Origin of the sequence: Shewanella japonica (assembly GCF_002075795.1) — a bacterium.
In the GTDB taxonomy this organism is placed as follows: domain Bacteria; phylum Pseudomonadota; class Gammaproteobacteria; order Enterobacterales; family Shewanellaceae; genus Shewanella; species Shewanella japonica.
In genome coordinates, this window is record NZ_CP020472.1 from 4,639,830 (window position 1) to 4,665,054 (window position 25,225).

18 protein-coding genes are annotated in these 25,225 nt (G+C 42.2%); 6 read left to right on the forward strand and 12 right to left on the reverse strand.

All coding sequences use genetic code 11. The features are described from left to right. Positions 1-8: 8 nt before the first annotated feature. Together SJ2017_RS19725 and SJ2017_RS19730 are read right to left on the reverse strand one after the other, a co-directional pair. Positions 9-2,159, reverse strand: a complete 2,151-nt coding sequence (locus SJ2017_RS19725) for a bifunctional 2',3'-cyclic-nucleotide 2'-phosphodiesterase/3'-nucleotidase (protein WP_080917090.1) — start codon at positions 2,157-2,159, stop codon at positions 9-11. Between the two features lie 1,070 nt (positions 2,160-3,229). After that, positions 3,230-4,399 carry a BamA/TamA family outer membrane protein gene (locus SJ2017_RS19730; RefSeq protein WP_080917091.1) on the reverse strand — a complete coding sequence of 390 codons (1,170 nt, stop codon included), beginning with the start codon at positions 4,397-4,399 and terminating at the stop codon, positions 3,230-3,232. Positions 4,400-4,773: 374 nt separating this feature from the next. Between SJ2017_RS19730 and SJ2017_RS19735 the strand changes: the two genes are divergently transcribed. Beyond that, on the forward strand, positions 4,774-6,063 hold the full coding sequence (locus SJ2017_RS19735; RefSeq protein ID WP_080917093.1) for a hypothetical protein: 1,290 nt from the start codon (positions 4,774-4,776) through the stop codon (positions 6,061-6,063). A gap of 228 nt (positions 6,064-6,291) precedes the next feature. Here SJ2017_RS19735 and SJ2017_RS19740 read toward each other — a convergent pair whose 3' ends face one another. From SJ2017_RS19740 to SJ2017_RS19750, 3 genes are all read right to left on the reverse strand, one after another. Further along, positions 6,292-7,539 carry an OprD family outer membrane porin gene (locus SJ2017_RS19740; RefSeq protein WP_080917094.1) on the reverse strand — a complete coding sequence of 416 codons (1,248 nt, stop codon included), beginning with the start codon at positions 7,537-7,539 and terminating at the stop codon, positions 6,292-6,294. A gap of 52 nt (positions 7,540-7,591) precedes the next feature. After that, the gene (locus SJ2017_RS19745; protein WP_080917096.1) at positions 7,592-7,942 is read right to left on the reverse strand and encodes a cytochrome c3 family protein; all 351 of its coding nucleotides are present in this window, start codon (positions 7,940-7,942) and stop codon (positions 7,592-7,594) included. Positions 7,943-8,020: 78 nt separating this feature from the next. Continuing rightward, a complete protein-coding gene (locus SJ2017_RS19750) occupies positions 8,021-9,682 on the reverse strand; it encodes an FAD-binding protein (protein ID WP_080917097.1) in 1,662 nt (553 codons plus the stop codon). 685 nt (positions 9,683-10,367) lie between these two features. Between SJ2017_RS19750 and SJ2017_RS19755 the strand changes: the two genes are divergently transcribed. The 4 genes from SJ2017_RS19755 (at position 10,368) to SJ2017_RS19770 (ending at position 16,528) form a co-directional block, all read left to right on the forward strand. Further along, the gene (locus SJ2017_RS19755; RefSeq protein WP_055025566.1) at positions 10,368-11,078 is read left to right on the forward strand and encodes a FadR/GntR family transcriptional regulator; all 711 of its coding nucleotides are present in this window, start codon (positions 10,368-10,370) and stop codon (positions 11,076-11,078) included. A gap of 282 nt (positions 11,079-11,360) precedes the next feature. Beyond that, positions 11,361-12,041: a response regulator transcription factor gene (locus SJ2017_RS19760; protein WP_055025567.1), complete on the forward strand. Its 681-nt coding sequence runs from the start codon at positions 11,361-11,363 to the stop codon at positions 12,039-12,041. Next, positions 12,038-13,429, forward strand: a complete 1,392-nt coding sequence (locus tag SJ2017_RS19765) for a sensor histidine kinase (protein ID WP_080917099.1) — start codon at positions 12,038-12,040, stop codon at positions 13,427-13,429. The genes SJ2017_RS19760 and SJ2017_RS19765 overlap by 4 nt, the downstream gene beginning before the upstream one ends. A 120-nt stretch (positions 13,430-13,549) precedes the next feature. Beyond that, positions 13,550-16,528, forward strand: coding sequence for an Lcl domain-containing protein (locus SJ2017_RS19770; RefSeq protein ID WP_167692947.1), 2,979 nt, complete (start codon positions 13,550-13,552; stop codon positions 16,526-16,528). Between the two features lie 161 nt (positions 16,529-16,689). Here the strand turns inward: SJ2017_RS19770 and SJ2017_RS19775 are convergent, their stop codons facing one another. From SJ2017_RS19775 to SJ2017_RS19795, 5 genes are all read right to left on the reverse strand, one after another. Next, positions 16,690-17,883 carry an OmpP1/FadL family transporter gene (locus SJ2017_RS19775; RefSeq protein ID WP_080917102.1) on the reverse strand — a complete coding sequence of 398 codons (1,194 nt, stop codon included), beginning with the start codon at positions 17,881-17,883 and terminating at the stop codon, positions 16,690-16,692. Between the two features lie 71 nt (positions 17,884-17,954). Further along, the gene (locus SJ2017_RS19780) at positions 17,955-18,944 is read right to left on the reverse strand and encodes an efflux RND transporter periplasmic adaptor subunit (protein ID WP_080917103.1); all 990 of its coding nucleotides are present in this window, start codon (positions 18,942-18,944) and stop codon (positions 17,955-17,957) included. 4 nt (positions 18,945-18,948) lie between these two features. After that, entirely contained in the window at positions 18,949-19,455 is a 507-nt protein-coding gene (locus tag SJ2017_RS19785; RefSeq protein ID WP_080917105.1) for a magnesium transporter, read from the reverse strand. Between the two features lie 27 nt (positions 19,456-19,482). Beyond that, positions 19,483-19,980 carry a hypothetical protein gene (locus SJ2017_RS19790; protein ID WP_080917107.1) on the reverse strand — a complete coding sequence of 166 codons (498 nt, stop codon included), beginning with the start codon at positions 19,978-19,980 and terminating at the stop codon, positions 19,483-19,485. Positions 19,981-20,044: 64 nt separating this feature from the next. After that, positions 20,045-22,015 (reverse strand): alkyl sulfatase dimerization domain-containing protein, encoded by a 1,971-nt coding sequence (locus SJ2017_RS19795; protein WP_080917108.1) that lies wholly within the window; start codon positions 22,013-22,015, stop codon positions 20,045-20,047. Between the two features lie 164 nt (positions 22,016-22,179). Between SJ2017_RS19795 and SJ2017_RS19800 the strand changes: the two genes are divergently transcribed. Next, positions 22,180-23,112, forward strand: coding sequence for a LysR family transcriptional regulator (locus tag SJ2017_RS19800; protein WP_055025574.1), 933 nt, complete (start codon positions 22,180-22,182; stop codon positions 23,110-23,112). Positions 23,113-23,260: 148 nt separating this feature from the next. Here the strand turns inward: SJ2017_RS19800 and SJ2017_RS19805 are convergent, their stop codons facing one another. Together SJ2017_RS19805 and SJ2017_RS19810 are read right to left on the reverse strand one after the other, a co-directional pair. Next, complete coding sequence (locus SJ2017_RS19805) at positions 23,261-24,760, reverse strand: hypothetical protein (RefSeq protein ID WP_080917109.1); 1,500 nt, start codon at positions 24,758-24,760, stop codon at positions 23,261-23,263. After that, positions 24,757-25,074: a hypothetical protein gene (locus tag SJ2017_RS19810; RefSeq protein ID WP_167692948.1), complete on the reverse strand. Its 318-nt coding sequence runs from the start codon at positions 25,072-25,074 to the stop codon at positions 24,757-24,759. Before SJ2017_RS19810 ends, SJ2017_RS19805 begins: the two co-directional genes overlap by 4 nt. Positions 25,075-25,225 lie beyond the last annotated feature (151 nt).

Sequence of the window (25,225 nt, forward strand, 5' to 3'; positions counted from 1 at the left end):
CAAGCATCTTACTTAGCTTTACAGTTGAACTCGCCGCTGTAGTCAAAGTTGAAGTTGTAGATAGTGAAGCCTTCAGTGCCTTCTTTAGTGCCATCTTCACCTTCAGTAGACAGGCCTGTGATTTCATTTGTTGCACAGCGTAAGCCTTCGTCAAGCTTAGCCGAAGCAAATGAAACGCTAGTTGTGTTTGGCGCTTCAAGTTGGAACACTTTAGCATTCGGGAATTCAAGTGTTGTGCCTTCCTGCATCTCTAAACGATCTGCTAAGTAGAACTGAACTAATTCACGGTTGTTAAATGCGAACTCTTCTTTAACCATCACAGCGTTATCAACACCAGGCATACTTGAGTTAGACGCACGGTAGTTGTTGGTAATCACATAGATTTCAGCATTGTCAGCAATTTCAACACCATTGTAAGTCAGGCTCGTTAGCTGCTCATTTTCAGTTTCAGTGTACTGGTGACCATTGATGTCAGTGAATCTTGATTCGTTTTCAACATTCACAGTGTACTTAAGTAGCCCTTCGCCATCAGCATTGAAGCCACCGTAGAACGCATCGAAGTTATAACCAGGGAACTCTTCTACTAAGAAAGTTTCACCCGCTGATAACGGTAAGCTGCGGTATGCATTTGAGTTAACCCACTCAATCCAACGCTTCATGTCGGTACCAGTCATTTTCAATACTGCTGGCGTGTTGTTATCAAATACATAGATATCAGCAACAGATGCGTTAGTTAACTCACCTTCTTGAATGTTGGTGTAATCAGTACCGCCATTACGACCAGACTTGAATGGCGCAGATACAGATAAGAAAATCGCATCTTCTGAAGCATCAGCGAACTCGCCTTCTGCTTTCCATTTATTTAACTGGTGAAGTTGCGCTTCATTAACGACTTGAATAGATAAATCAGGTACCACTTGCGGGAAGAAGCTGTTCATGTTGACGTCGATATCAGCAATTGAGTCAGCCATGTATTCCACTGTGCCTTCATGCTCAGTTTCAACTAAATCTTCGATAGCACCGTCAGAGCCTTCAACTAATGAGCGAAGTTCTGCAGTCGAGAAACTATGGTCAACCGCCCAAGTTTCACCTTTATCTTTAGAGAAAAGTCGTAAATCAATCACACCTAACTTAGCACCCCAGTAACCAGGCATCACTGCTGGAATACCGTTGATTAGCCCTTTCTCTGCATCAACATTTGGAATGTCACCATACTCGCCAGTCGAGTTAGGGAAGTCACGGTGATCGTGGCCAAACATGATGGCATCAATGCCTTCAACGTAACCTAAATGCAGTGATGCATTTTCAGCAAATTCGTCATCATTATTGTTTAAGCCTGAATGCGGGATAGCAACAATCACGTCTGCGCCTTCAGCTTTCATGATTGGTACGTAATGTTCAGCCGTTTTCTTGATGTCTGAAACCACAACGTTACACACTAAGTGAGCAGCATCCCAACCCATGATGTCTGGTGGAGTAAGACCAATCACACCCACTTTTACCGTGTATGTCTCACCATCTGCAGCAGTAAATTCACGATCTAAAATCACATATGGGTCATACATGTGCTCAGCAGTTTCGTAGAAATCTTCAGTAATGCGAACTTCACATTCATCAGCAGCTGCGCTCACTTTTTCTAGTGAATCATCAGCTTTCCACACGTTTGCACCAACGTAAGGGAAATCTGAACCTTTAAGTGCTTCATCTAAGTACTCTAGACCATAGTTGAATTCATGGTTACCTAAGTTAGCAGCATCATATTCTAAATGATTCATCGCTTTGTAAACTGGGTGCTTCTCACCTTTTAAGTGCTCTGCGCCAAGTGCTGCCATGTAGTCGCCCATTGGACTACCTTGAATCAAGTCACCATTGTCAAACAACATGCTATTAGCGACTTCTTTACGAGTTTCTGCAATCACTAAAGAAGTACGTGCTAAGCCCCACTCTGGTAGGTTAGCTTCATTGTGTTCAGCACTTTCAAAGTAGTTGTATGGCATAACGTTAGTATGGATATCTGTTGTCTCCATAAGACGGATATCCATTGAAACGATCGTATTTTCAGGCGGGGTTTCTGGTTTATCGTTATCAGATGAATTACAACCCGCTAGTGCAGCTGCAACACTTGAAACAAGAAGCAGTTTCTTAGCATTAAATTTCATGTTCACTCCAAAGGAATTAAAGTATTTCTTTCATTTGAACCATTACCGCCATGTTTCTATTAATCACATTAACTGAACATAAGCCGTAAAGTATTTATTAGTCACGGTCATTAAAGACGGCGACAAATTAAATAAAATTAACATCTAAGTAAAGTGAAGAATAAATGATACACCGAAACAAATTAACAACTCGGAATACACCACAATAGAAAAACAGAAAGTAAGTTAAATAATAAAATTACAGTTTTAATGGAAAAACAAGATAATCAGCACGGAAGGTTTATGACATGGGTATTAAAGTTGAAAAACAAATGCGTTTTTAGATGGAAGAACTCATACATCGCGCACAAAGACCCCAATGGCTTATCAAACTGGATAAAAATATTAATCACTGCCGATTAACAATAATATAGCTCACCAATAATCCGCCAGTCTGAACAATAAAATTATAATTAAGATCTATATATTACCATTCAACCACTTAGAGCAAAACGAGCCGCAAGAGCAAAAATACAAAATATCACAAATAACAACAAAACCAGCATAAAACACTTCAAAAATAAAAGTGCACAAACAAAACAACCCAAGATTAAAGCCAAAACAAAATATGATCTAAAAATTACAAACCTGATAGAAACATAAATAACATTGATCAAAAAACCAACAGTAAATACAACTAAACACTACAAAAACAAAATTTATCTTTGAATAACAGTAATCAATCCGCAAACAAACAAGCTCAAATGCTGACGCAATAATTAAACAGTTACAAAACAAGCATAACAAGTTAACCACAAAACTTATTGGTAGGCTGTATTGTTTGCTCTTTATTATCAACTCAGAAATTAAGTTCATATAAAACTAAGTAGTAATATCAGCAATAAATAAATTACACTCAACTAAAGAGACAAAAATACAATAGCAAAGTATAACCAATAAATATAATTTTAACGCCAACCAAATTTCAAATAAATATTACAACAACAAGACATACATATTAATTATTTAATATACCGTTATGGCGGCTCGCATATTTAACCGACTAGAGGATTAAATTATCTATTAATCAGTTAAAAACCGGATCCCACTTTAAAATAAAGCGCATTTTCTTCATCACTGGCTGCAATATCTATCCCCATGTGAATACCATAGCGGCGTGCGATTTGGTAGCGAAAGCCAACACCGTAAGCATTAACGCTTTCAAGACCATCTTTGAATGATTCATTTTGCGTGACGCCATAGCCGTAAAAACTTGAGACTGTCCAGCGGTGATCAATGTGATACATCAATTGCGCCTGTAACGTTCCTACCTGCTCCCCTTGATAGCGAAACGCCGATACGCCTCGCATATCAACATATGGTTTAGCGGTGGGCGATAATTCAGTGTCTTTCTCATAAATTTCGTCATAGCTGCCCGCCACCGCAAATGTCCACTTATCAGCGATAGGAAAGTAAGCTTCAGCACTGGCATTCAAGGTCGCATAATGACTATCCGATCCAAAAGCTTCATCAAAAGCCATATATTCAGCTGACAAAATATAGCCGTTTTTAGGAAAGAACATATTGTCACGGGTATCAAACTCTGCCACGAGCCCTAAGCCAGATGTCGTATGCTTATCACCTAATGCTTTTTGCAGTAACCAATCAATAATTTGATTTGACGATGATACGCTCGACTCTGACCATATCTGTTTAACGCCAAGCATTAATGGCGTATCTGCAACTCTAAATTGTAATTTTTGCAGTGCAAAAAAAGCCTCTGTCGATGTATCAAACTTAATACTTTGATTCGGAGGCAATATCCCACCCAAATCGGTATAAATGTTTAAATTCGCTTTGGCTGCACCAGCACCGCCTGTGTAGCGGATCCGATCATTAAGCCAAGAGTGGCGATGACCAGCCAGTGCAAACCAAGTACCATTTTCTGTACCACCTGCGCCCACTAGAGTCATTGCAGCAGGAATAAGTTGCGCTCCACCGTCTACAGACTCAAGTGCCTTTTGTTTCCTTAATGCTTTCTCTTCTTCTGTTTCATGTAAGAACAGTCCCATTAATCCGCCACCAAAGCCCACTGCGGGTTCAGTAATAATCACTGGGACGGGTAAAAAACCGTAGGCATTTTCCGCCAAATGATGCCCTAAATCGAGCTGACCATCTTGCTCATCAAAAAAGTATGATGACTCTGCCATTGCATGTGATGAAGCCACCAACATGGCAAATAGTGAAAGATTTTTGAACATGGAAATGCCTATTTAACAATGCAATAAATACAACTGGAACGCGCTTCTGAATATTCCGTTGTCAAAGAGGAGCCAACAAGAATTAAGGTCTATTTTGAAGGAAACATAAAAGGTCAACGAATCGCTGATGAAGGATCGCATCATACCAATGCAGGCAGCATTGCGTTCATCAGCCCCAAACTGATACGGCTAACACTGCGGTAAAATTAAGATAAAAACGATAATAAAAACATAAGCAGACCTTATATTAGCAATTAAGCGTTAATATTCAGGCCTTTTACCCGCCACCTCACACTTTACGCATTTCATCAACAGCAAGATAACGTTAATAACATATACTAAACACTCCTTCACTTTATCCCATAGGAAAAATGATGACTCGTTATTCACTTGCCGCTACCTGCATTGCTTTAGCGTTATCCACGACTGCCAATGCAAGCTCGATTGAAGAAGAGCTAAAAGCGTTAAAAGAACGAATTGAACAGCTAGAAGCACAACAAGAGGCTGCCAATAAAACGCAGCAACCCGTACAACAGGATGTTGTCGTCATCAATGAAGTTGAAGTCGTCGAAGCTTTGGAAACGGTTGAGAAAACCGAAGCCAAGGTCAACTTTGGTGGCGCAGTACGAGTCAATTACTCCTATGAAGACTTTAATGATGCTAATGCCGATCGTGGTGGTGATTTTGACTTCGACCTATTTAGAATCGACGTTTCGGGCAGTTACGGCGACTTAATCTATTCAGCACAATACCGTTGGTTTGAGTACATGAATGTGGTGCAACATGCATGGATTGGCTATAACTTTGACGAGCATCAACAAGGTAAAATCGGGGTCACTCAGGTGCCGTTCGGCATGCTCACCTACGCATCGAATAACTACTTTTTCAGTTCTAACTTTTATCTTGGTCTAGAAGATGACCATGATATGGGCCTAAATTACACATACAAAAGCGACGTAAACCGTTTTGATGTCGCCTTTTATAAGAATGATGAACAAGGTGGAATTGATGGGTTTGTGTCAGATCGTACTGACCGCTATGCCTACGATGTCGTGGGAATTCGCTTAGATGGCGAGGATGCTTATGATGCACCAACAGCAGGTTATGAAGCCGGTGAAGTCAACACCTTTAATCTGCGTTACGCCCACAATTTTACTTTTGACAAACTGGGCGTTGAATTAGGCGGCTCAGTACAAGCTGGCCAATTAGAAATTGCTAACGGCACTGATGGTGACAATTTTGCGGCAGCGATTCACGGTATTCTCGATTATGATCGCTGGAACGTGAAATTACAGGTCACTGATTATGAGTACAATGTCGATGGTATGGACGTTGACCGTATAGTGGTTGCAGCTTATCACTTCTATGACTCCATCCCAGCCGAAGCGACCACTTACATCGCAAATGTCGCATACAGCTTGCCGATTGATTTTGGCCCAGTATCTAACTTAACTTTTTATAACGATTATTCATTGGTTACAGGTAAGTCTGCATCACTTGAAGACACCTTTATGAATGTTACGGGTATGGCAGTGTCAGCAGGAGGTCTTTACACCTACTTCGATTATGTTGTTGCCGAAAACCAACCTTTTATTGGCGGCACTATGGTCGGTAATGGCGATACTAACAAGCGCTTTAACATTAACTTTGGCTACTATTTCTAATCGCTTATTGCGTTATTAAAGAAGACAATATGCCCGATTATCACTCGATAAACGGGCATATTTTTATCATGTTGCGCGCTCTGGCCTTTCTTTGATTTCTTCACTTTTACTTCATCTTTGCAGCTTTTTTCCCACTTGATGCAAGCTAATTACTGACAAAAAAAAGCCCATCAATCAAAGAGAGATGGGCAAAAAAGGTAAATGATGAAATATGAAAAAAAGCGCTAATTACACCTCGAATTTGTAATAAATGTAGAATCGAGTATCCGTTAGGTCGTCGCCTGTCGCGTAATTAACAATGGCATGGCGAGCTCGAACACTTAAGCCTTCCACGTATTCAGTTAAGTCATAACGGACTGACAAATCGGTTTCGTCGATATCTTGGCTTGAATCACCATCAACTTGATAATTTGCATAATTCAAATAAGCACTCACCCCATTCAAGGCAGAGCTAGGGGCAAATCGATAAGCTAACTGTGCACCATAGGCATCTTCATTCGCTCGACTCGATTGAACAACTTGCTGAATGATTACTTTTTCATCACCAAATGGCGCAATGATATTCCCGTCACCAGTAGTGACGTATTTCACTGTTGCATCAAAGCCATTCCACTTCATACCGAGGTGGAAACCTGCTTGATAAGTGTCAAACTGCGCTGCGGTGTTATCTAAATTACCAATTGAATCTTGCTTCAAATACGACGGTTTGAAGTACCAATTAGTCGCCCCTAACTCACCGCTCAAATCAAACTTGATGTGATATTGGTCGTACACATCTTGCATTGAGTAGTACCAAACACTCGTTTTAGCCTTAATAGCATCGATTGGTAAAGTGTAATTTGCGCCTAATGCCAACATAGGATTGTCATCAACATCAACGATAATACCGCTGCGTGCTAACTCTCCTTGAATCCCCTCTGACACACTTACAAAAGACTCTTCAGTCCATCCCATGTAGTCAGTGATATACAAAGCCGAAATGGCTAAGTTATCGATAGAGGTATTTTTAACACTCGCACCACGGTAGGTGAATGGAATCGCACGCAATGGGAACGGATTCATCATAGGTGTACGCAGTTCTTGTGCACCGACGGTAATTTTAGTGTCAAACCAATTACCCGACACAAAGTACTCTTGTAAACGATTAACCGATTCACGTTCAGCGATACTACCTGGTGCTCCACCACCAACAAGGCCATAAATACCTTCACTGTTCGCATCCCAAATGGGGTTAGCAGAAGCAAAAGAACCGCCGAAGCTCACACCATTTGCCTCGCCTGAACGTAAGTAAAATAATCCGCCTAACGATGTATCACGACGATCAGTCGTCTCGCCATCAAAATCACGTTGAAAATCGAATAATTGAAATTGACCTTTAAAGCTACCTTCATCAAACAAGTTTGAGATGGGATCGGCAGCGAACGCTGGGCTTGCGGTCATGCACGCCACCACTAAAGGGAGTAGTTTTGTTTTCATTTTGTCATCCTTGTAAATCAAAAATTAGTTAATTGCTGGACTCGCTCATTGGCTAAGGCACAACAAAATCAAATCGAAGATGACAACTACCACAGTAGTTTTCAGATGCTTTATGCTGATTGTGGCAGTAAGTACAGTCAGTCTCAGTGCTAAAGTGACGGTTTTCATGTGGGTTTGTTGGCATGACATTTTTAGTCGTTTCCGCCAAATCTTTAGTGTCATGACACTCTAAACACTTAAACATTGGCACCGCTTGAGGAGGCTTAGTTTCATGACAATCGCTACATTCAACACCAGCAGCTTTATGGGTGTTACCTAACGACTTATCAGCAGCGATTGCGCCATTAGCAAACACAGTCAATGCCATTGCAAGCAAGATATTTTGTAAGATAAATTTGTTCATTGTTTTATTCCATTTCCATCAAGTCATTTGGAATGGATGCCTGATGCTCAGGCTTCCATATCAGATATTCTTTGCAACTTATAAGTTAGCGACGTGCTTACCTGCTAAGTAACCGAAGGTGTAACAACGCCCTAGCGATAGACCGAATGCCGTTAGTGGGTAATCAACGCCGCCATAGAATCCGCCGCCAAGATTACCGATAACAAATAGGCCGCCAATCGGCTTACCATCGGCATCCAAAGCTTGATGGTTTTTATTCACCAACATGCCAGAACAAATAGTAGAGATACGCATACGACGATGAATACCGTAGAAAGGCGCTTTTACAACTGGCAGCATTTTGCTTGAAGGCTTGCCAAAATCATCATCCATGCCTTTTGCGCAAAGCTCGTTATAACGCTTCACATTCGCAGCTAAAGTCTTAGGGTCACACTCTAATTTCTCAGCTAACTCTTCGATTGTGTTAGCCACATAGGTGTTGGTTTGCGAAGCATAAACACCCGTTTTAGGTGTTGGATCTTCAGGCATATACTTTTTCAACTGCTCAGGAGAGTAAAGCTTGCCTGGCCAGTCTGCTGCTTCTGTCATGTAATTTGAGTCGAAGATTTGGCTGTAATGACCTGCATTTTCTTCGTCACGGAGATAGTTATTCATTAATGACATCGCAACGGTTTCGTTAACGAAGCGATTACCTTTGCGATTAACAGCAAGAAATGGCATATCACACATAGAAGCAGGGCCAGCATCAAAATCGTGCAACATCTTAGTGTGGCCAACAGGTTCAATGACACCACCCGCCCAATAAGCCATGCTGAAACCGTCACCTGTACGTTCCATTTGCTTACGTTCGAAGTTCTTCAAATCAGGGATGAAGAAATTACACATCGCTTCATTATTTTGGTAATCACCAGACGATAAAATGACGCCTTTTTTGGCCATGTATTTGTGGTATTTACCATCACGGCTTTTTGCGATAACACCAATCACTTTGCCTGATGCATCTTGAATAAGTTGTTGCGCTGGCGTATTGAAGAAGAATTTCACACCCGCTTTTTCTGCTGTTTTAGCCAAGTCGCGCATACCGTCACCAGCGGTATAAGGCTTTGGTCCGAAATATGACGTCACAAAGTTAAGCTTATGCTCGGTGACGCCATGAATACCATGTTGAGGACCAGTACCTTGGTCAACCACTGACGCGCCACCTTTTTTAGCACGGTCAATCACCCAAGAAATGGCTTCACCAGAGTTGTATGCCCACTCTCGGACAAGCTCAGGATGACAACGGTGAGCACTGTCGCTCATTAAACGTGACACCATGGCTTCAACACCTGCTTTGTCACAGTTTTTTAAGTCTAAACCTGAACCGGTATTACCTTGTGAAACCACAATGGCTTGCTTTTGCAATACAGCAACTTTGGCACCGTTTTCAGCAGCAGAAAGTGCAGCTGGGACGCCCGCAGCACCAGCACCCACTACTACCACGTCAAATGTTTGCGTCGAAGCAATGTCTTTATCAGCGATTGGTTTTGGTTTCGGCATGAAATCTAATGTCGCACCACCGACAGACGCATGAGCTGCTTCAGCTCCTGACTCTGCAGCAGTTGCACTTGCCATCCCCCCTAATCCAGCAAAAGCCACGGCGCCAGTACCTTGTACTGCACGTGTCATAAAACTACGACGAGAAATACCATTTTGAAGCACATTCGCAGTGTACTGATCGATAACGTTGTCTTTACTCATTTTAAAACTCCATTTGCATTCGCCGTAAATGAGAAGCTCCACGCTGCCACCAGCAACAATGAACTCTGTCAAAACAGCAAAGGCTACTTACTTATCAAAGTAGGGTTAGTGTGTTTGCGTCAGAAAAGGAGTAAGCCGCACTTTGATAGAAACGAAATTTGCTATGTCCTACCCCTTTAGGGCTAATGTATGACATATAACATTTAACCAAAAGGATCTAAGGTGACATTTATGCGGTCGATCTCAAAAAAAAGTTATTTTGTGATCCATTAAGTAACAAGGTTGTAAAAGGCTAATATACGTATTAGGCAAGATGATGGGGGCAGTGAGAAAGGAGCATTACAACAAGTGTTTTACCTATTAAAAACAGGGTCATACTTACTATTTATCAAAGGCTTAAAAATAAAAGGTGTATTTTTATATCGCATTATCCTTAACTAAAATGGAGCAAAAAATTCGCTTCTAGCAACCTGGTCAAGTATCCGAAATTATCCTTTTCGTAACAAAGCAAGAAGAAAAAAAAGCCAAAAGATCTCCCATGTTTATAGAAGAAACATAGACTTAAAAACACCAAGCAGATCAGTTTTTTTGCCAATTTACCCCAAAACCAACACGATATCCTGAGGCGATGGCCTATCGCCCATGCTATGATAATTGCCATAGTAAACTTCAGGAAAAATGTGTGATGGATTTTAAGCCAGTCAAACAACTTAAAGCGTCAAATGAAATAAGTAATCAGCTTAAAGATGCCATATTTCAAGGAAAATATATCGCTGGTGACAAGTTACCCTCTGAACGAGAGCTTGTAGAATCTTTTCAAGTCAGTCGCACCGTTGTTCGTGAAGCTATCAGAGGATTAGAAGCAAGCGGGCTTGTTGAAATCAAACAAGGCGCTATGGGCGGCGCATTTGTTAAAAGCATCACCTTCGAGCGTTTAATCAATGTGTGCCAAGAACTTTTTCTGATGGATCAAATGTCTTTTTCAGAAGTGTGTAATGCCAGACAAATGATTGAGCCAATGGTGGCGGGTTTAGCGGCCAAAAATTGTACCCCTGAAATGGCTGAAAAACTGCTTGAAGCCTGTGCTAATGAAACCCAAATACTTAGTTATGAAGAAACAGTCAAATTACGCCAAAATGTGCACTACCTGCTAGCTGACATGTCCAACAACCGCTTCTTAGCGGCTATTGTGAAATCCTTACTCAAAGTGATCAGTAATACCGCACAAGAGTTCGAACCAGACCATGATGAAATGCACCCTGCTGGTTTACATGATCCTATTGTTAAAGCTGTCATCGCAAATGATGAAGAATTAGCAAAAGCAGAAATGCATAAACATTTATTAGATTTCACCTTTAGACTTGATCAAGTTGAAACTAATTTCAGAAATAAATAATTTCAGTTAGCACTCACTTCAACAAACCTTACACATCACCTAACACTGCAGTGATGGTAAGGTTGCCGAGCAAATCCCTTCTTCAACAACAGTGAGGGCTCTCACAACCTAAATAGGCTAAGGATATAGAGTAATTTAAGTAAGATTATTCCGTGTTCACCTTCTGCTCATGTTACCTTTAGTATATTGATTATAATCACCCCTGCTCGAACATTGTGGTAACGGTAAAGACCTAAGTGATTGACTTCATTAATGTCACTATCATCAATAAGAGAATGTAATATGAAATTATTATTGGTCGAGGACTCAGAAGCCTTACGTCGACCTGTGATCAAAGCGCTTAAAGCATCGGGTTTTGCCGTTGATGCCACAGGTGATGGCCAAGAAGGTTTATGGATGGCGCTTGAGCACGATTATGATGTCATTATTCTCGATATTATGCTGCCAAGTTTAGATGGCCGAGACGTATTAAAGCAGTTACGCGAAGCCAATAATGAATCTCCGGTTTTATTCCTTACCGCTAAAGACGCCATTGAAGATCGTGTTGCAGGTTTGCGCTTGGGCGCCGATGATTACTTAGTCAAATCCTTTGCCATTGAAGAGCTCATCGCACGTGTCGAGGCCCTAGCAAGGCGTAAATACCAAAACCGCTCGCCAAAACTTGTTGTCGCCGATTTGGAATTGGATCGCTCAGCGAAAACCGTAATGCGAGCACAACAATCGATATCATTACCATCGCAGTTATTTGCTTTATTGGAATATTTGATGCTGAACACCAATAAGGTTATTTCTCGAACTCAAATAGAACAACATATCTATGACGAACAAGTCTCACCTAGCAGCAATGTGGTCGATACCGCTGTCTGCGCCTTACGAAAAGCGATTAGTGTATCAAGCAACAGCGCCCCGCTTATCCACACTCGTCGAGGAATGGGCTACATGATCAGTGCAGAAAAACCATGACCAGCATTCGCGCCAAGTTACTATTTTGGCTAGTTCCCTGCTTTGTGAACATCGCCATATTAGCGATATCTGCTCTGTACCTTTCTGAGCAGCGTCGATTGAATGCCAGCCTCACTAATGAGTTGAATGAATTTGCTCGCATCATAAAACTCACGCTTAAAAGACCGCCTAACCGGTTCACTCCACCTGCGGCGTTAAATCAAGATTTTAGCGCTAATATCATGTCAAAACTCGACAATGAAAATAGCAATTACTATCTACAATCTTGGGACAAACAAGGTCAAACACTGCGTAAGTCCATCAGTCTTGGTGATAATCACCTACCTGCCCCCAGCAGTTTACAACAAACAGTTCACTCAAATGATGTCGAATATAACAGTCAGTTAAGTAACGGCGATGCTATTCGTGTTTATTCATTTGCCGTTCAAGGTGGCCCAAGAAAACCAGCAGTAGTCATATCAGTGGCCATAAATCGAGAAGAGATAAATCAACAGTTGTCCACATATGCACTGCAATTGATTGCTGGCGGGTTATTTTTTTGCACCTTATTATCAGTCATGTTGGTGTTTGCTATTCGTAAAGCATTAACGCCAATACAGAACTTGTCTGAACAGGTTGCAAAAGTCGAAGCTGGCTCGTTGCATAACCGATTAATTGCAACCAATGTCCCTTCTGAGATCAGCCCATTAGTCGACAGGCTCAATCAACTGCTCGCAAGGTTAGAACAAAGCTTTGCCAGAGAGCGTCAATTTAATAATGACTTAGCCCACGAGCTACGCACCCCATTGGCCGCAATGCGAACCACCAGCGAAGTTGCTTTGAAATGGCCAGAGCAATCTTCATCTGAAGATTTTCAGTATATTGCAGAGTCATCAGCTCAATTACAGCAAACCATTGATAGCTTGCTGTCGTTAGCACGAATCGAAAACTCAAGCGCTGAAACAATACTGGAACAAGTCAATATAACCACGCTCATTGAAGAGTGTTTATCATTACAAACCGCTCAAATACAGCAGCGAAATATCACCATCAGTCAATTAGTCACTCAAGATCAATACATAGTGAGTGATCCTCGCTTACTGCGCGTTATTTTCTCAAATCTAATCAGCAACGCCATCGCCTATGCCCCGGTAAATAGTCGCGTCATTATTGACAGTGAAAGCCAACAATCAATCATTCGAATCAGCAACCATGCACCTCATCTCGCTGAAGATGACTTAACAACCATGTTTGATCGCCTCTGGCGAAAAGACAAAGCAAGAACAGATAACCAACATGTAGGATTAGGCCTATCTATTGCCCATAGTGCTGCCCAGGCCTTATCTCTTAAGTTGCACGCCAGGCTTAGTGAACAGCAGTTACACATGTCACTTAACTACAGTAAATAACACTCGCTCATCTTCTGCTCATCTTTGATTAATTATGCTACCCCTGTATGAACAACTCATAAGGGAAGCACAGTGATAATTAAACTAAAAACAAACCACACGCTGCGTATACTTTGCTCAATGTTACTCAGTCTCATGTTATTGGGTTGCGGCGGCGATAGCACGGATAGCCATCAAGACGAAACAGACATTGGCGAAACCCCCATCGATTCTGGCGGCGATGATGATAGTGATGATAATGGTGATGATGATGGAGACGACGGCGACTCAGGCACCGGTGAAGATGATGACGGTAGCGGCGAAGACGGTGAAACACCACCAGTGAGTTTCAATCTCGGTACGGCAGCCCTTAACGATACCGGCATTACCTTTGGCGCAGACTACAACCGAAATGGTTTTGATTGCAGTACGACACTCTCTGCAAGTGATAACACAACGCTCGCTCAAGATTGCAATCAAGGCCGAAGTGCTAGTACGAGTCAAAGCGGTTTTGATTTTACCCGTATCAATGCAGATGGCACTGAATATAACGGCAGTGGTGACTATCAAACCGCACCTTGGGCATGTGTTAGGGATAATCGCACAGGCTTAATGTGGGAGGTAAAAACTCAGGATGGCGGCATTCACGATGCCAATAAAACCTACCGCTGGGGAGGATTAACTGCGCTCGAAAGAGAGCACCCCGAACGTCAAGGAGATTACTATGATGATTGGAACAGCTTAATAATTGGCACCAATGAAGCTAACCTTTGTGGCTACAGTGACTGGCGAGTACCGAGTAATCATCAGTTAATGTCAATTGCCCATTTCGGTTCCACCTTTACCAATAGCAATGGCAATCTTGCGTCTAAAATTGACGGGCAATATTTTCCCAATACGGTTAGCGAGTTTTACTGGAGCTCAATGCCTTATTACGGCGAACATCAAGCGTTTTATGCATGGGCGTTTCAATTCGTATTCGGTAATAACAAAAATATTCAGCGTTACCAGCCAGCAGCATTGCGCTTAGTGCGAGTGATTGACCCTATCGCCACCACCAATAGTGCGCAGCAAACCCCAGATGAACGTTACACCGTACATGATGACGGTACCGTTACCGATTTAGCCACTGGCCTAATGTGGGCACAATGTGTTGCTGGCCTTAATGGGCTTAACTGCGATAATGGCTCAGCAGAAGCGATGGACTGGGGCCTAGCACTTGAATACGCACAAAATACTCAACTGGCAGGCTACAGCGATTGGCGTTTACCTAATAATAAAGAGCTATTTTCACTGATAGATTTTAGCACTGCCTCCCCTGCCATTAACCTCACCATTTTCCCTTCAACCACCAATGATTACACCTGGAGCTCGTCGCCTATGATCGAGTTCTCACAAGACTCATGGTTTATCAATTTCAAAACAGGGTTAAATTGGTTTAAAGGGCGAAGTGATAACATGTTAGTCAGAGTAGTGCGGGCTGGTACGTCAGACTCGCAACTGGCAGCTATTGATATTCAAGATGGCGAGGCGATAACCTTTGATGACGGTTTAGGTACTATCGAAGGTGATGTTGCGCCAGTAGATGTGCATGCTCAAGTGCTTATTAATGAGCAAGGATTAACGGGTGATCCTACAACTGGTCGCAATTTACCTGATATTAATGATGCTAAAGCCCAGTTAGGTAAAGCGCTGTTTTATTCAAAACGATTAAGCGGTGAATACGATACCGCCTGCGCCTCTTGTCATCATCCAGCGCTCGGTGGTGGTGACAATTTATCATGGCCTGTGGGATACGATGCCGTTGATGTATTTCACGACTTTGCGCCTAACTTACTCGGTTCAGGTCGATACTTTAACGGCAGTGATAGTGATGAACTTGCGGGTTACCCTGTGATAGGTCGCAATGCGCCAACCGTGTTTAATCTAGGTCTGTTAGATCGAGGGCTGTTTTGGGATGGCCGTATCGAAAGCATCAACGGTACACCGAATGCCCGTGGTACTGATGCTGGCATCATCACCCCTGACTCCGCTAACTTCAGCAGCGCAGATAGTAATATCCCGTTAGGTGCATCATTGGCCAATGCACAATCTCGTTTCCCCACTATTACCCATAACGAAATGCGTGGCGACGAGCCCCTAGGTGACAGTCATCAAGCATATCGCTCAATGTTAGCAGCTCGCTTTGAAGGTCATGCAGAATGGGAAGCACTATTCCTAGCGGCCTATGGCAATAACACGGTGACATTTGATCGTATTGCTGAAGCTCTGGCCGCCTTTGAAGAGTCAATGGTCTTTGCAAACACCCCATGGAAAGAGTATGTCGCAGCGCTGCGTGGTGAAGCCAATAACAACATCGATAGTCTCAGCTTTAATCAAAAAGTTGGTGCGGTATTGTTCATGACAGCAGGTGACGAAGGTGGCGCAGCTTGTAGCCAATGCCATACTGGAGATGCGTTTACTGACGGTAAATTCCACGCCATCGGTCTAGGCCAAGTCGGCCCAGGTAATGGTGATAGCAATCAGTTTGTCATCGACAGCGATTTTGGACGCCAAAATATTACAGGCGATATAGGCGATGCTTATCATTTTCGCACCTCGCCATTACTGAACATTGCGGTCACTGGGCCGTATATGCATAACGGTGCTTTATCTACGCTATCGCAGGTAATGGATGTTTATGGTAACCCTGGTGGCGCCATGAATGACCTGTTAGGCATTAGCTCAATACTCAATGCCGACTCACAATTTAATGAGCTCAATAATGCCGATTATTGTCAACTGACCTCTGTCGTCGACTTAATGAACAAGTATGGTGAGAGCTGTGAGCAGGTTTACTACAATATGAACCCATACGCATTTGAAAATACACGCTTCTTATTCCGTCAAAGCTTTGATGAATCAACATCTCATTCGCCAGCACCAGAAATCGATATCAATATTGAGCAATCCGATAAAGTCGTTGAATTTATGGAGGCACTAACCGATCCCTGTGTGACCGATAGAGCCTGTTTACAACCATGGATTATCGATAGCAGTAATTGGCAGCAACACCCTGATTATGCTGACAACCCTAATTTGATATTAATCGGTGAGGACAGTCATGGCATAAAGCATTAATGCTTTGGCGCATTTAGCTTTTTAAGTACTTTAGTACATGAAGTCATACTTACACTTCAACAATATACGTTCAGCCCCTTAATGTGCAAAATGCTTGTAAACGGCATTTTCGGCCAAAAAGGGGTTGAACACATATTAATCATCTGGCGATTGACCCACTGCTAAAAACGATAGTTAGTCATCACTCCAAAGAAGTGAATATTGGCATTATATTCACCACGTAATGTTGAATCAGCTAACGCATATTCAATACTCGGTTGACCAACATCAAGGTACTCATAGTACACATTAAAGCGCCAATGATGATTCATCTCATACGTGGCACCTACGGCATACTTCCAAAGTTCGCCCGTTGGCACATCAGGATATTGCATGGTGGGATCATCTTGTGGTGACGTTTCGTAAGACACCCCGCCCTCAAGACGCCATTGCTCATTAAGCTGATAATAACCACCGATACTGGCGGTGACTGTATCTTCCCACTGACGTTGAATGTCAAATACGCCAGAATCTAACGTAATATTTGTCGTCTCAACACTGCTAAATTGCATCCAGCCTAAGCTCCATAACAAGCTCGCTTTATCAGTCAGCTGATGAAAACCGCTCATTGTGGCGTTAGCTGGCATGATGATACCGACGCTTGAATCAACCCCTTGGTTAGACAGAGTTAAGTCGCCGTCCATGTCGTGTTCAATTTCAGAACGATACGAAAACCCCACACGATGCTTGTCATTAAACTCGTATAAAGCACTTGCTGTGTAACCAAATTCAAGGCTGCTGCCTGTGGCTTCAATTTGAAATTTATCGGTTCCTGCAAATCGTTGTTCGAGCATGCCATATTCGGCGACGGCCCCAACACCCAAGGACAAATTATCATTCACTTTGTACGCGATACTTGGGTTTAATTGCGCTGTGATAAGCATGGCATCTTGCAACAAGATAGCGCCAGAAAAATCAGCGCCATAGTCAATCACCGACCCACCTGCTGACACTAACGCAATACCAGCACTCCACTTATCATTAAGTGGCGCAACATAGTAAACCGATCCCGCAGGCATGGCGCTTCCTGCTTGTGTACTTGATTCACCACCAGCAAATAATCCATCCGAACCTGTATCGGTAAATTGAATATCTGACACCATGCCTTGCACATTAAATGCAATGGTTGGCTCGCTCATTTTGGTCATTGCTGCCGAGTTTGCATAAGCAGTTTCAGCACCTTCTGCAACGGCCTGTGCACCCGCACCAGCGGTACTGATGTTTGCTCCCCCAAGTTCTGGGAACATGTATGCGCCTGCCAAGGCATTGTTTGCGACGAGCAAAGATATAAGCAGCAGGGATAATGTAGTTTTCATATAAAACCTTAATAATCATCTTAACAATTAACAAGAGCCGCCCCAGCTAACAGTGAGGCAACTTAATCACGTTAGATTGCGTTTAGGTAAGACTTGTAAGAGTGAAGACGAACCGTTGCGGCGCCAATCACATCGATGAAACCGAAAAATGGGTGTGGCTTATTGGCTGCAATCCAAGCTGAGCCTGTCGCACCAATCGGAATAACCTTGCCTTCTGGTTCAAATATTTCTAGCACGACAGTACGACCATGGCTGCTGGTATTTGAGCCAACATGTTGACGCACACTTTGCGGGCCTTGCATTGGTGAAATCGATGCCTCACCTGTGCCTGTGGTAATACTGTGAACACGTGCACGGAAGACTTCACCAGGGTAAGCATCCACATAAAACTCTGAAAACTGTCCTTTCTCAACATATCTAAATGTTTGATCAGGAATGCGCATTTCCAAGAATTTTCGGCTGGTATCGTAGATATGCATATTACCGATACGGCTACCATCAGCGACATTGACCACCGCAACTTGACCGTCAAACTGTGCTCGCACCGTTTTGCGGTTCTGTTCAAAATGGGTTTTATCTAAGTCTGCATGCAGTGAACTCAGTGCAGCTTCTGCAATACGACGTTGTGAGCGGTAATACTCAACATCACGCTTTTTAAAGATATCAGGTGACGCTTTCGCACGTGCTAAGTCGCGATCAATTTGCGCGATATCTTCTTCATTGGTGACAATCGATGCTTTGATTTTTTCGACATCCGCTTTTGACTTAGTATCAACCAAGGTATAAATCACCTCACCTTGTTTAACGGTTTGGTTGTGCCCGACATGAATTTGTTCAATCTCTTCACCTAGCAAAGGAGATAACACTGCATGTGGCGCTTTAATGGTCGAAGAATAAGTAAGATCGACCGGAGCCCAAAGTCGAGACAATATCCCTAGTACAACAAGAATAAATACCCCGCCAGACACAATCCAAAAACCGCTACGTAATGTCCACTTTATTGCCCCTGTCGATACTAAGATCCACATCAGCAAAATATAAGGAATCATGACTTCTTTCATTGTATTACTCCTCTACTTTTTGAATCGCATCATTGGGGGATTTCAACTCATCAATCTTGTTACGACTATTGCGTAACACACCACTCAGCGATTCGCCGATGTGAGCCCAATTTGCAAAGGCAATAATGATTGCTAATACCCACCACGCCTTGTGAATAAACAGGCCACATAAAGACAATGCAAACACCAATTGAACATGTGAGCTGCGCTTTTCTTCTGCACGATGAACGGCAAGTTCATGCACTGTCCAAAGTAGGTATAAAACAAAGACCACCAACGCGATGGTGACCGAGAACAAATAACCACTGAAATACTCTGAATTGAAAATGAGCATCATGGTTTCGTTTGGGGTATTGGTGAAAAGACTCATATCGATATCTTTAGAATTCACCTCGCCCATTGGAGCGAGTAAGTAGGCACCGAATAACATCAATGCCATAAAGGAGATGAACTTGATAAGCACTAATAAAATCGTGCCTATTTTGGATAAAACGGTTTTGAATACGTTCATAACATTCCTCAAAAATGTGCTTGGATATTAATTAACGCGATCTGATGGAAACAGGTCAGAGAACCATTTATCGAGCATGGCAATGTCTTGTGGCAGTCCATTGATGCGAACTAAACCCTGACTTTTTGCATCTGGCCAGCTCAGTTGTTTGCTAGCCAATGCATCGAGTACGTCTAACTCGGAAATGAGTAACAGGTCACTAGACGACGGCATTGACGCCCGCTCTTGCACAACAATCATTTCAGAAAATAGTATTTCGCTATAATGTCCTTTAACGGCTTCAAACAGGCTAAATGACATTTGTTGATCGCTTTTAGATAACGCCTTGGTGAACGAGTAGAGTTTGAAATGTTCAGGCTTATCCAGGTTACTGAACGTGCCATGCTGCCTTTCATGAATAATGCGTTCAAATATCGGTAGCGAGCCCGGTTCAGATACAAAGCTAAATCCTGCATCTTGATGTACTCCGCAAGCATTAACGTAAAGTGGCATCCCACATAGAAGCAAAAATAAAAGACGAGACATAATGATCACTCCAAACTCTGAGGGACTAAGCTTTTGTCACTTAGTCCCTTGTGGTGTTAACGAATTATCGAACGATTAATTGAAGCTCTTGAGGTGTCATTGGCTTATCAAAGTAGCTCATGAATAATCCAAAGGCTTGCACATCACCATTGGCAAAACTGAACTTACCTGAAGCTAAACTCTCACCAATCACCTGCTGTGATTTAGGGCCAGCAATCAAGATTTGATTTAACACAGCGCGTGTAGTGTTAATTTGAATATCCGCATCGACATATGGCTGCGTATGTAACTGAGCAATACCATTACGAATTTCAATGGTGATTGACTCTTTGGTGTCAGCAAAGTTGTATGTCATCGCCATTTCAACATCGAGCGTTTTTTCAGCGATAAGCGTGGCTGTCATCATGTCAAAGATCTGTTCACTTGGAAGTGCAGTAAGCACGTCAACTGATGCAAAGCTAATCATGTTAGAGAAGTCACGTGTGCCTTCTAATTCTGCAGCAGCATTCAGTCCCCAGTTACGCCAGTTAATGTTGACTTGATTAGCCGACCAGGTTTTATAGGCTTGCGCCTTTAACTCACGTGCTTCAGTATCTTGCTTATTCACTGTGATTGGGTATGACAGGATTTCAGCTGCAAAGGTGTAGTTTTCAGCTTTAATCGCCGCTTTCGCCGTGTTAATAATGTTGTCACGACCGCCCATTAGCTCAACAAATGCTTTAGCACGTTGCTCATATGCCATAGGCTCTAGTTGCCATGGATCTGCTTCAAAAAAGCCAACATATCCCACGTAAATCTGACGAACAGCATGAGCAACGGTGCCGTAGTGCTCACCTAACCAAGGGTGCTCAGATAAATGCTTAGGTAACTTAACCACCTCAACCAACTCATCAGGTGTCATACCTTTATTCATGTAGCGAATAGATTGGTCATGGGTGTACTGAATCGCATCACGATAAGCGGTTAATACATTTTCTACCGCGGCTTTACCTTCAGCAGGGCGACCGTGAGAGTTAATCATCACTTCGGTGTCAAACTTGCGCATCACATCGATGCCCTTGAACCACATTGCTGGATCGCGGAATTTGGTACCACGAATGGTGTGCAAGTTAGGGAAGTTCTCACCTTGTAATACTTCAGCTGCGTGAAGGATTTTTTGCTTAGGTAAGTAAACAACCACCTCATCTTTGGTTTCTGATGGCACATTGACAATTTGCAGTTCAACACCAGCAATAGTGATGTCTAAGCGATCTTTTAAGGTGAGGTTTGGCTCAATAAATGAAATATCGCCTTGCATAAAGCGAGGACCTAAACCATCGTTCACGGTACCGTGTTCACCTTCTTCAACGTGCTTAGCACCGGTGTAAGATGTTCTGTGCCCAAACAATGTACCTAGGTTTGAAGACCAGTTAGCCACAGCAGCCGTTAAGCCTTCCTGTGCAATAATGAGTATTTCACCAGAGTCGACTTGTTCGTCAGTCGCCCAAGCACGAACACCTGAGATATGGTCAATATGGTTGTGTGAGTAAATGATGGCTTTAACAGGCTTGTCAGTGATTTTTCTAAACTGCGCCTTAACTGATTCAGCCATTTGCACTGACTCACCGGGATCAACGATGATAATACCGTCATCACCTTCAATCATAACGGGAGTATCAAGACCAAAACCGTAACCAAGGTAGACGTTGTCATCGACTTGGATAATGGCTTGATCCATCTTGCGACTGTGCTTAGTTAGTGCATCATGAACATGCGAAGATGCTTCGACAAAAGCCAGAGTTTCGCCTGTGGTAGAAAGCACTTTGATGCGCTCGCCTTTACCCCAGAATAGATTAGATTCATGCTCAAATAACACGCCATTGTTGTAACGTTTATCAAAGTTAATATTTTGGTAATGAGCAGCAGAGCTAGTTTGTAATGCTTGGCCTGTTGTAGATGAAGCTTCAACGGTAGGGGTAGCAAAGGCGGCAGATACAGGAACTAAAGCTGCACTTATCGCTACAGGAAGTAAGAACTTTTTCAACTTAGAAGTCATACGATACCTCAATTTTTGTATTTAAATGAACTTTCCTTTTACTAAATATTAATTCAGGCATAATGATTGATATATAAGCTGTTACGATTTCATAATATCGTAATTACGATATATCATTGGTGATGTGTTAGTGGTGATGTGTTAAAAGAGAGAGCTTGAAAAACATGAATAATGATATTCCTAACTTCAATTTACTCGCCGTGTTTTCTAAAGTGATGGAACATGGCAGCTTGAGTAAAGCAGCAGAACACTTGAACACCAATCAATCAACGGTGAGCACCATGTTAGGCCGACTGAAAGAAGAAGTTGGGCAAGAATTATTTATCAGAAAGGGACGAGGGGTTATTCCCACGAGTTACTCCACTAACTTGTACCAGCAAATACAAGATCCGATACATCAGCTGAATGACGTATTTACCTCATTTGGAAAATTCGATCCTGCTACCTCTCAGCGCCGATACGTGATCACCGCGCCAGAGCATTTACAAGGGGTATTGTTAACGCAGTTTTCACTGCTCGAAAATAAAGAAATCTCGCTAGAAGTCTATGATCAAATGGATAATGACGAAGGCTTTTTCGAAGCATTACAGCAACAAAAATTCGACTTAATGATTGATATTTTGCCGTCTGAAAATCCGAGCTTTGAGAGCCTCAAATTATTTGATAGTGAATTTGTGGTGATATGCAGAGAGGGCCACCCGAGAATTAAGGGGAGTATTTCAGAGCAACAATACATGCAAGAGTCCCATGCAGTGTTGGAAAGAACTCGTAACCATCTGTATAGCCTGAGCCACTACACTAATTTAGACCTCACCAAACGCAAAGTCGCATATCACGGACGCTCACTGTTCAGCAACTTATTAATGGTCAGCCAAACCGAGTTTGTCAGCGCCGTACCACTGTCGTTAGCGTTACAGTTTAAAGAACAGCTAAAGCTACAGGTATTTCAACCACCATTTGAATATAAAAAAGTCTCCAATTATCTCATCTGGCTTAAAAAGCAAAACCAAGACCCCGCCCATACTTGGCTTCGTGATGAACTAGTGACGATATCCAATAAAATCGCCCATTATCTTCAAGATAATTTTCCGAAGTAAGCGGAGTGAATAAACAATCATAAGATCAACTAAACTGTTGAGGAGTAAAAGCATCCAAGCTCCTAACAATAATCCAATCTAGTAAAGAGTATGGTATTGAGCCATTAATCATGGATGGCCATGTTATTAGTAGCCATTTTATTGCTTGTTACTTCGTCAGCCATTCCCAAGTCACTTTAATTGACTCTTTACGATTACCAGCATCGATATCTGATTCTTTAGCCCAGAGGTGCACTCGCTCAACCAAAATATCTAGCATCTTTTGGCAAGTTTGCTTCATCACAGCCGAACCCGTAATCGTCAGCTGAATTTGCCCATTAAACTTTTTATTTTTCTCTTTGTTAGTCCAGCGTTGGTCACCAAAACGAGCGGCGATGCGCTTTACCTCTATTTCGGCATAACGTATTAAGTCATCGCGTGCGTTTCCTGCAGCTTCATCGACTGTCATCTTAAGCTGATAAGACTCTGTTTTCTTATCATGTACCTGATGAACTAGCGCACGCTCTGGCCCAGCTTCAAGTGTTATGCTTGTCTCAGGCGTTAATGACAACGGGTCGATAATGACTACGCCAAAGTCCACGAGATTAAACGCTTGGTCATCAGTGCTCACTGGTATATAGCTTTTACCGTTAAGATAAAAACACTGTTTTTTAGCTTCAAAGCGATAACCTTGAGGGATTTGATGCGGACCACTGAATAAGCAGCCATCCATGGTGTAAATATGCAGTTGATTGCCACTGCTACCCGTAAAATAAAGGTAATGCCCATCTGTCCATAAGCGACTTTCACTGCGGATTTGACCTTGGTAATCACCATCAATGTATACAGGTTTCATATCCATGATGTTATACGGACTGGCAAACTGCAGGGTCATGTCACCCGTTGCGGCATCTAATATAAAGCCATGTACATCAGTGCCTACCACGATTGAATTGTTGTGGTGCATGACGCTCATTACTGGGTTATCAAAAGTATAGGACCAAATGATGTTGCCAGTGTCCAAACACACAACATTGACTGTATCGCCTGGCCAAGGTTTTTTCGAGCTAGGCTCTTCACGAAAAGACACATAGATTAAATAACTGTCAGCAAAGAAACGGCTGCGCCGGAAACCTGTAGCTTGGGAGTTTTTACATTTCAACTGCCAACGTTGTACAAAGCTATTATCTAGAGCAATAACTTCAGCATAGTTTCTTACATATACTCTCTCATTAAAAATTACGGCTAATGAGTCATAGTTAAGTTCTTTCCGCTCTTTCGTTTTCTTATTTGTAATTTGCCAACTGATATCATAATCATCTATGCCAATAACGTTGATCGTATAATTTTCAACTTCAAAAAAGCTACAACTTTCTGAAGCTCGAGATAAATACTCAGGTGATTCAATCAATGATAATTGGGGATTAATAGTCCAACTAGAGCTAAACTCATAACTTTCTTTATAATTATACTCCTGCTCTCCATAATAAAATACTGGTACTCCACTAAATATTTTAAGTAAATACTCTCCGAGATCATATTTAAGAATTCGAAGTTTACCCTGTTCATCAAGAACACAACAAAGTGAATTTGAATAAAAACATGTTAGTGGGGAGCAATATTCAATATCAGATATAACATCCATACTAGGGATTAATGAAATAGTCATATAGCCTTTACCTCAATAATTTTACTAGTATCCTGTTTTAGTTCATCAACAAACTCTAACCAAGCTTCCCGACCTTTATTTCCCTCTAATCCCATTTCTTTCCTCAAAGCTTTCTCATTCTTTTTCGCTAAATCAACTATTCTATTACCAATCCCCTCGGCCCCTTTTACCCCTTGAAAGGCATATTCCATCGCCCTGGAGTCAAACGACCAACGGGTACAGCAAAATTCCTCGTTGTTTAGTTTGACGAGATCTTTAAATAACTGTCCGGGTAATTCATTAATTTCATCGCCTAAATTTACATTTTTCTTCATGCTGTTAGACAAGACCCCGCCCATACTTGGCTTCGTGATGAACTAGTGACGATATCCAATAAAATCGCCCATTATCTTCAAGATAACGTTCCGCAGTAAGCGGAGTGAATAAACAATCATAAGATCAACTAAACTGTTGAGGAGTAAAAGC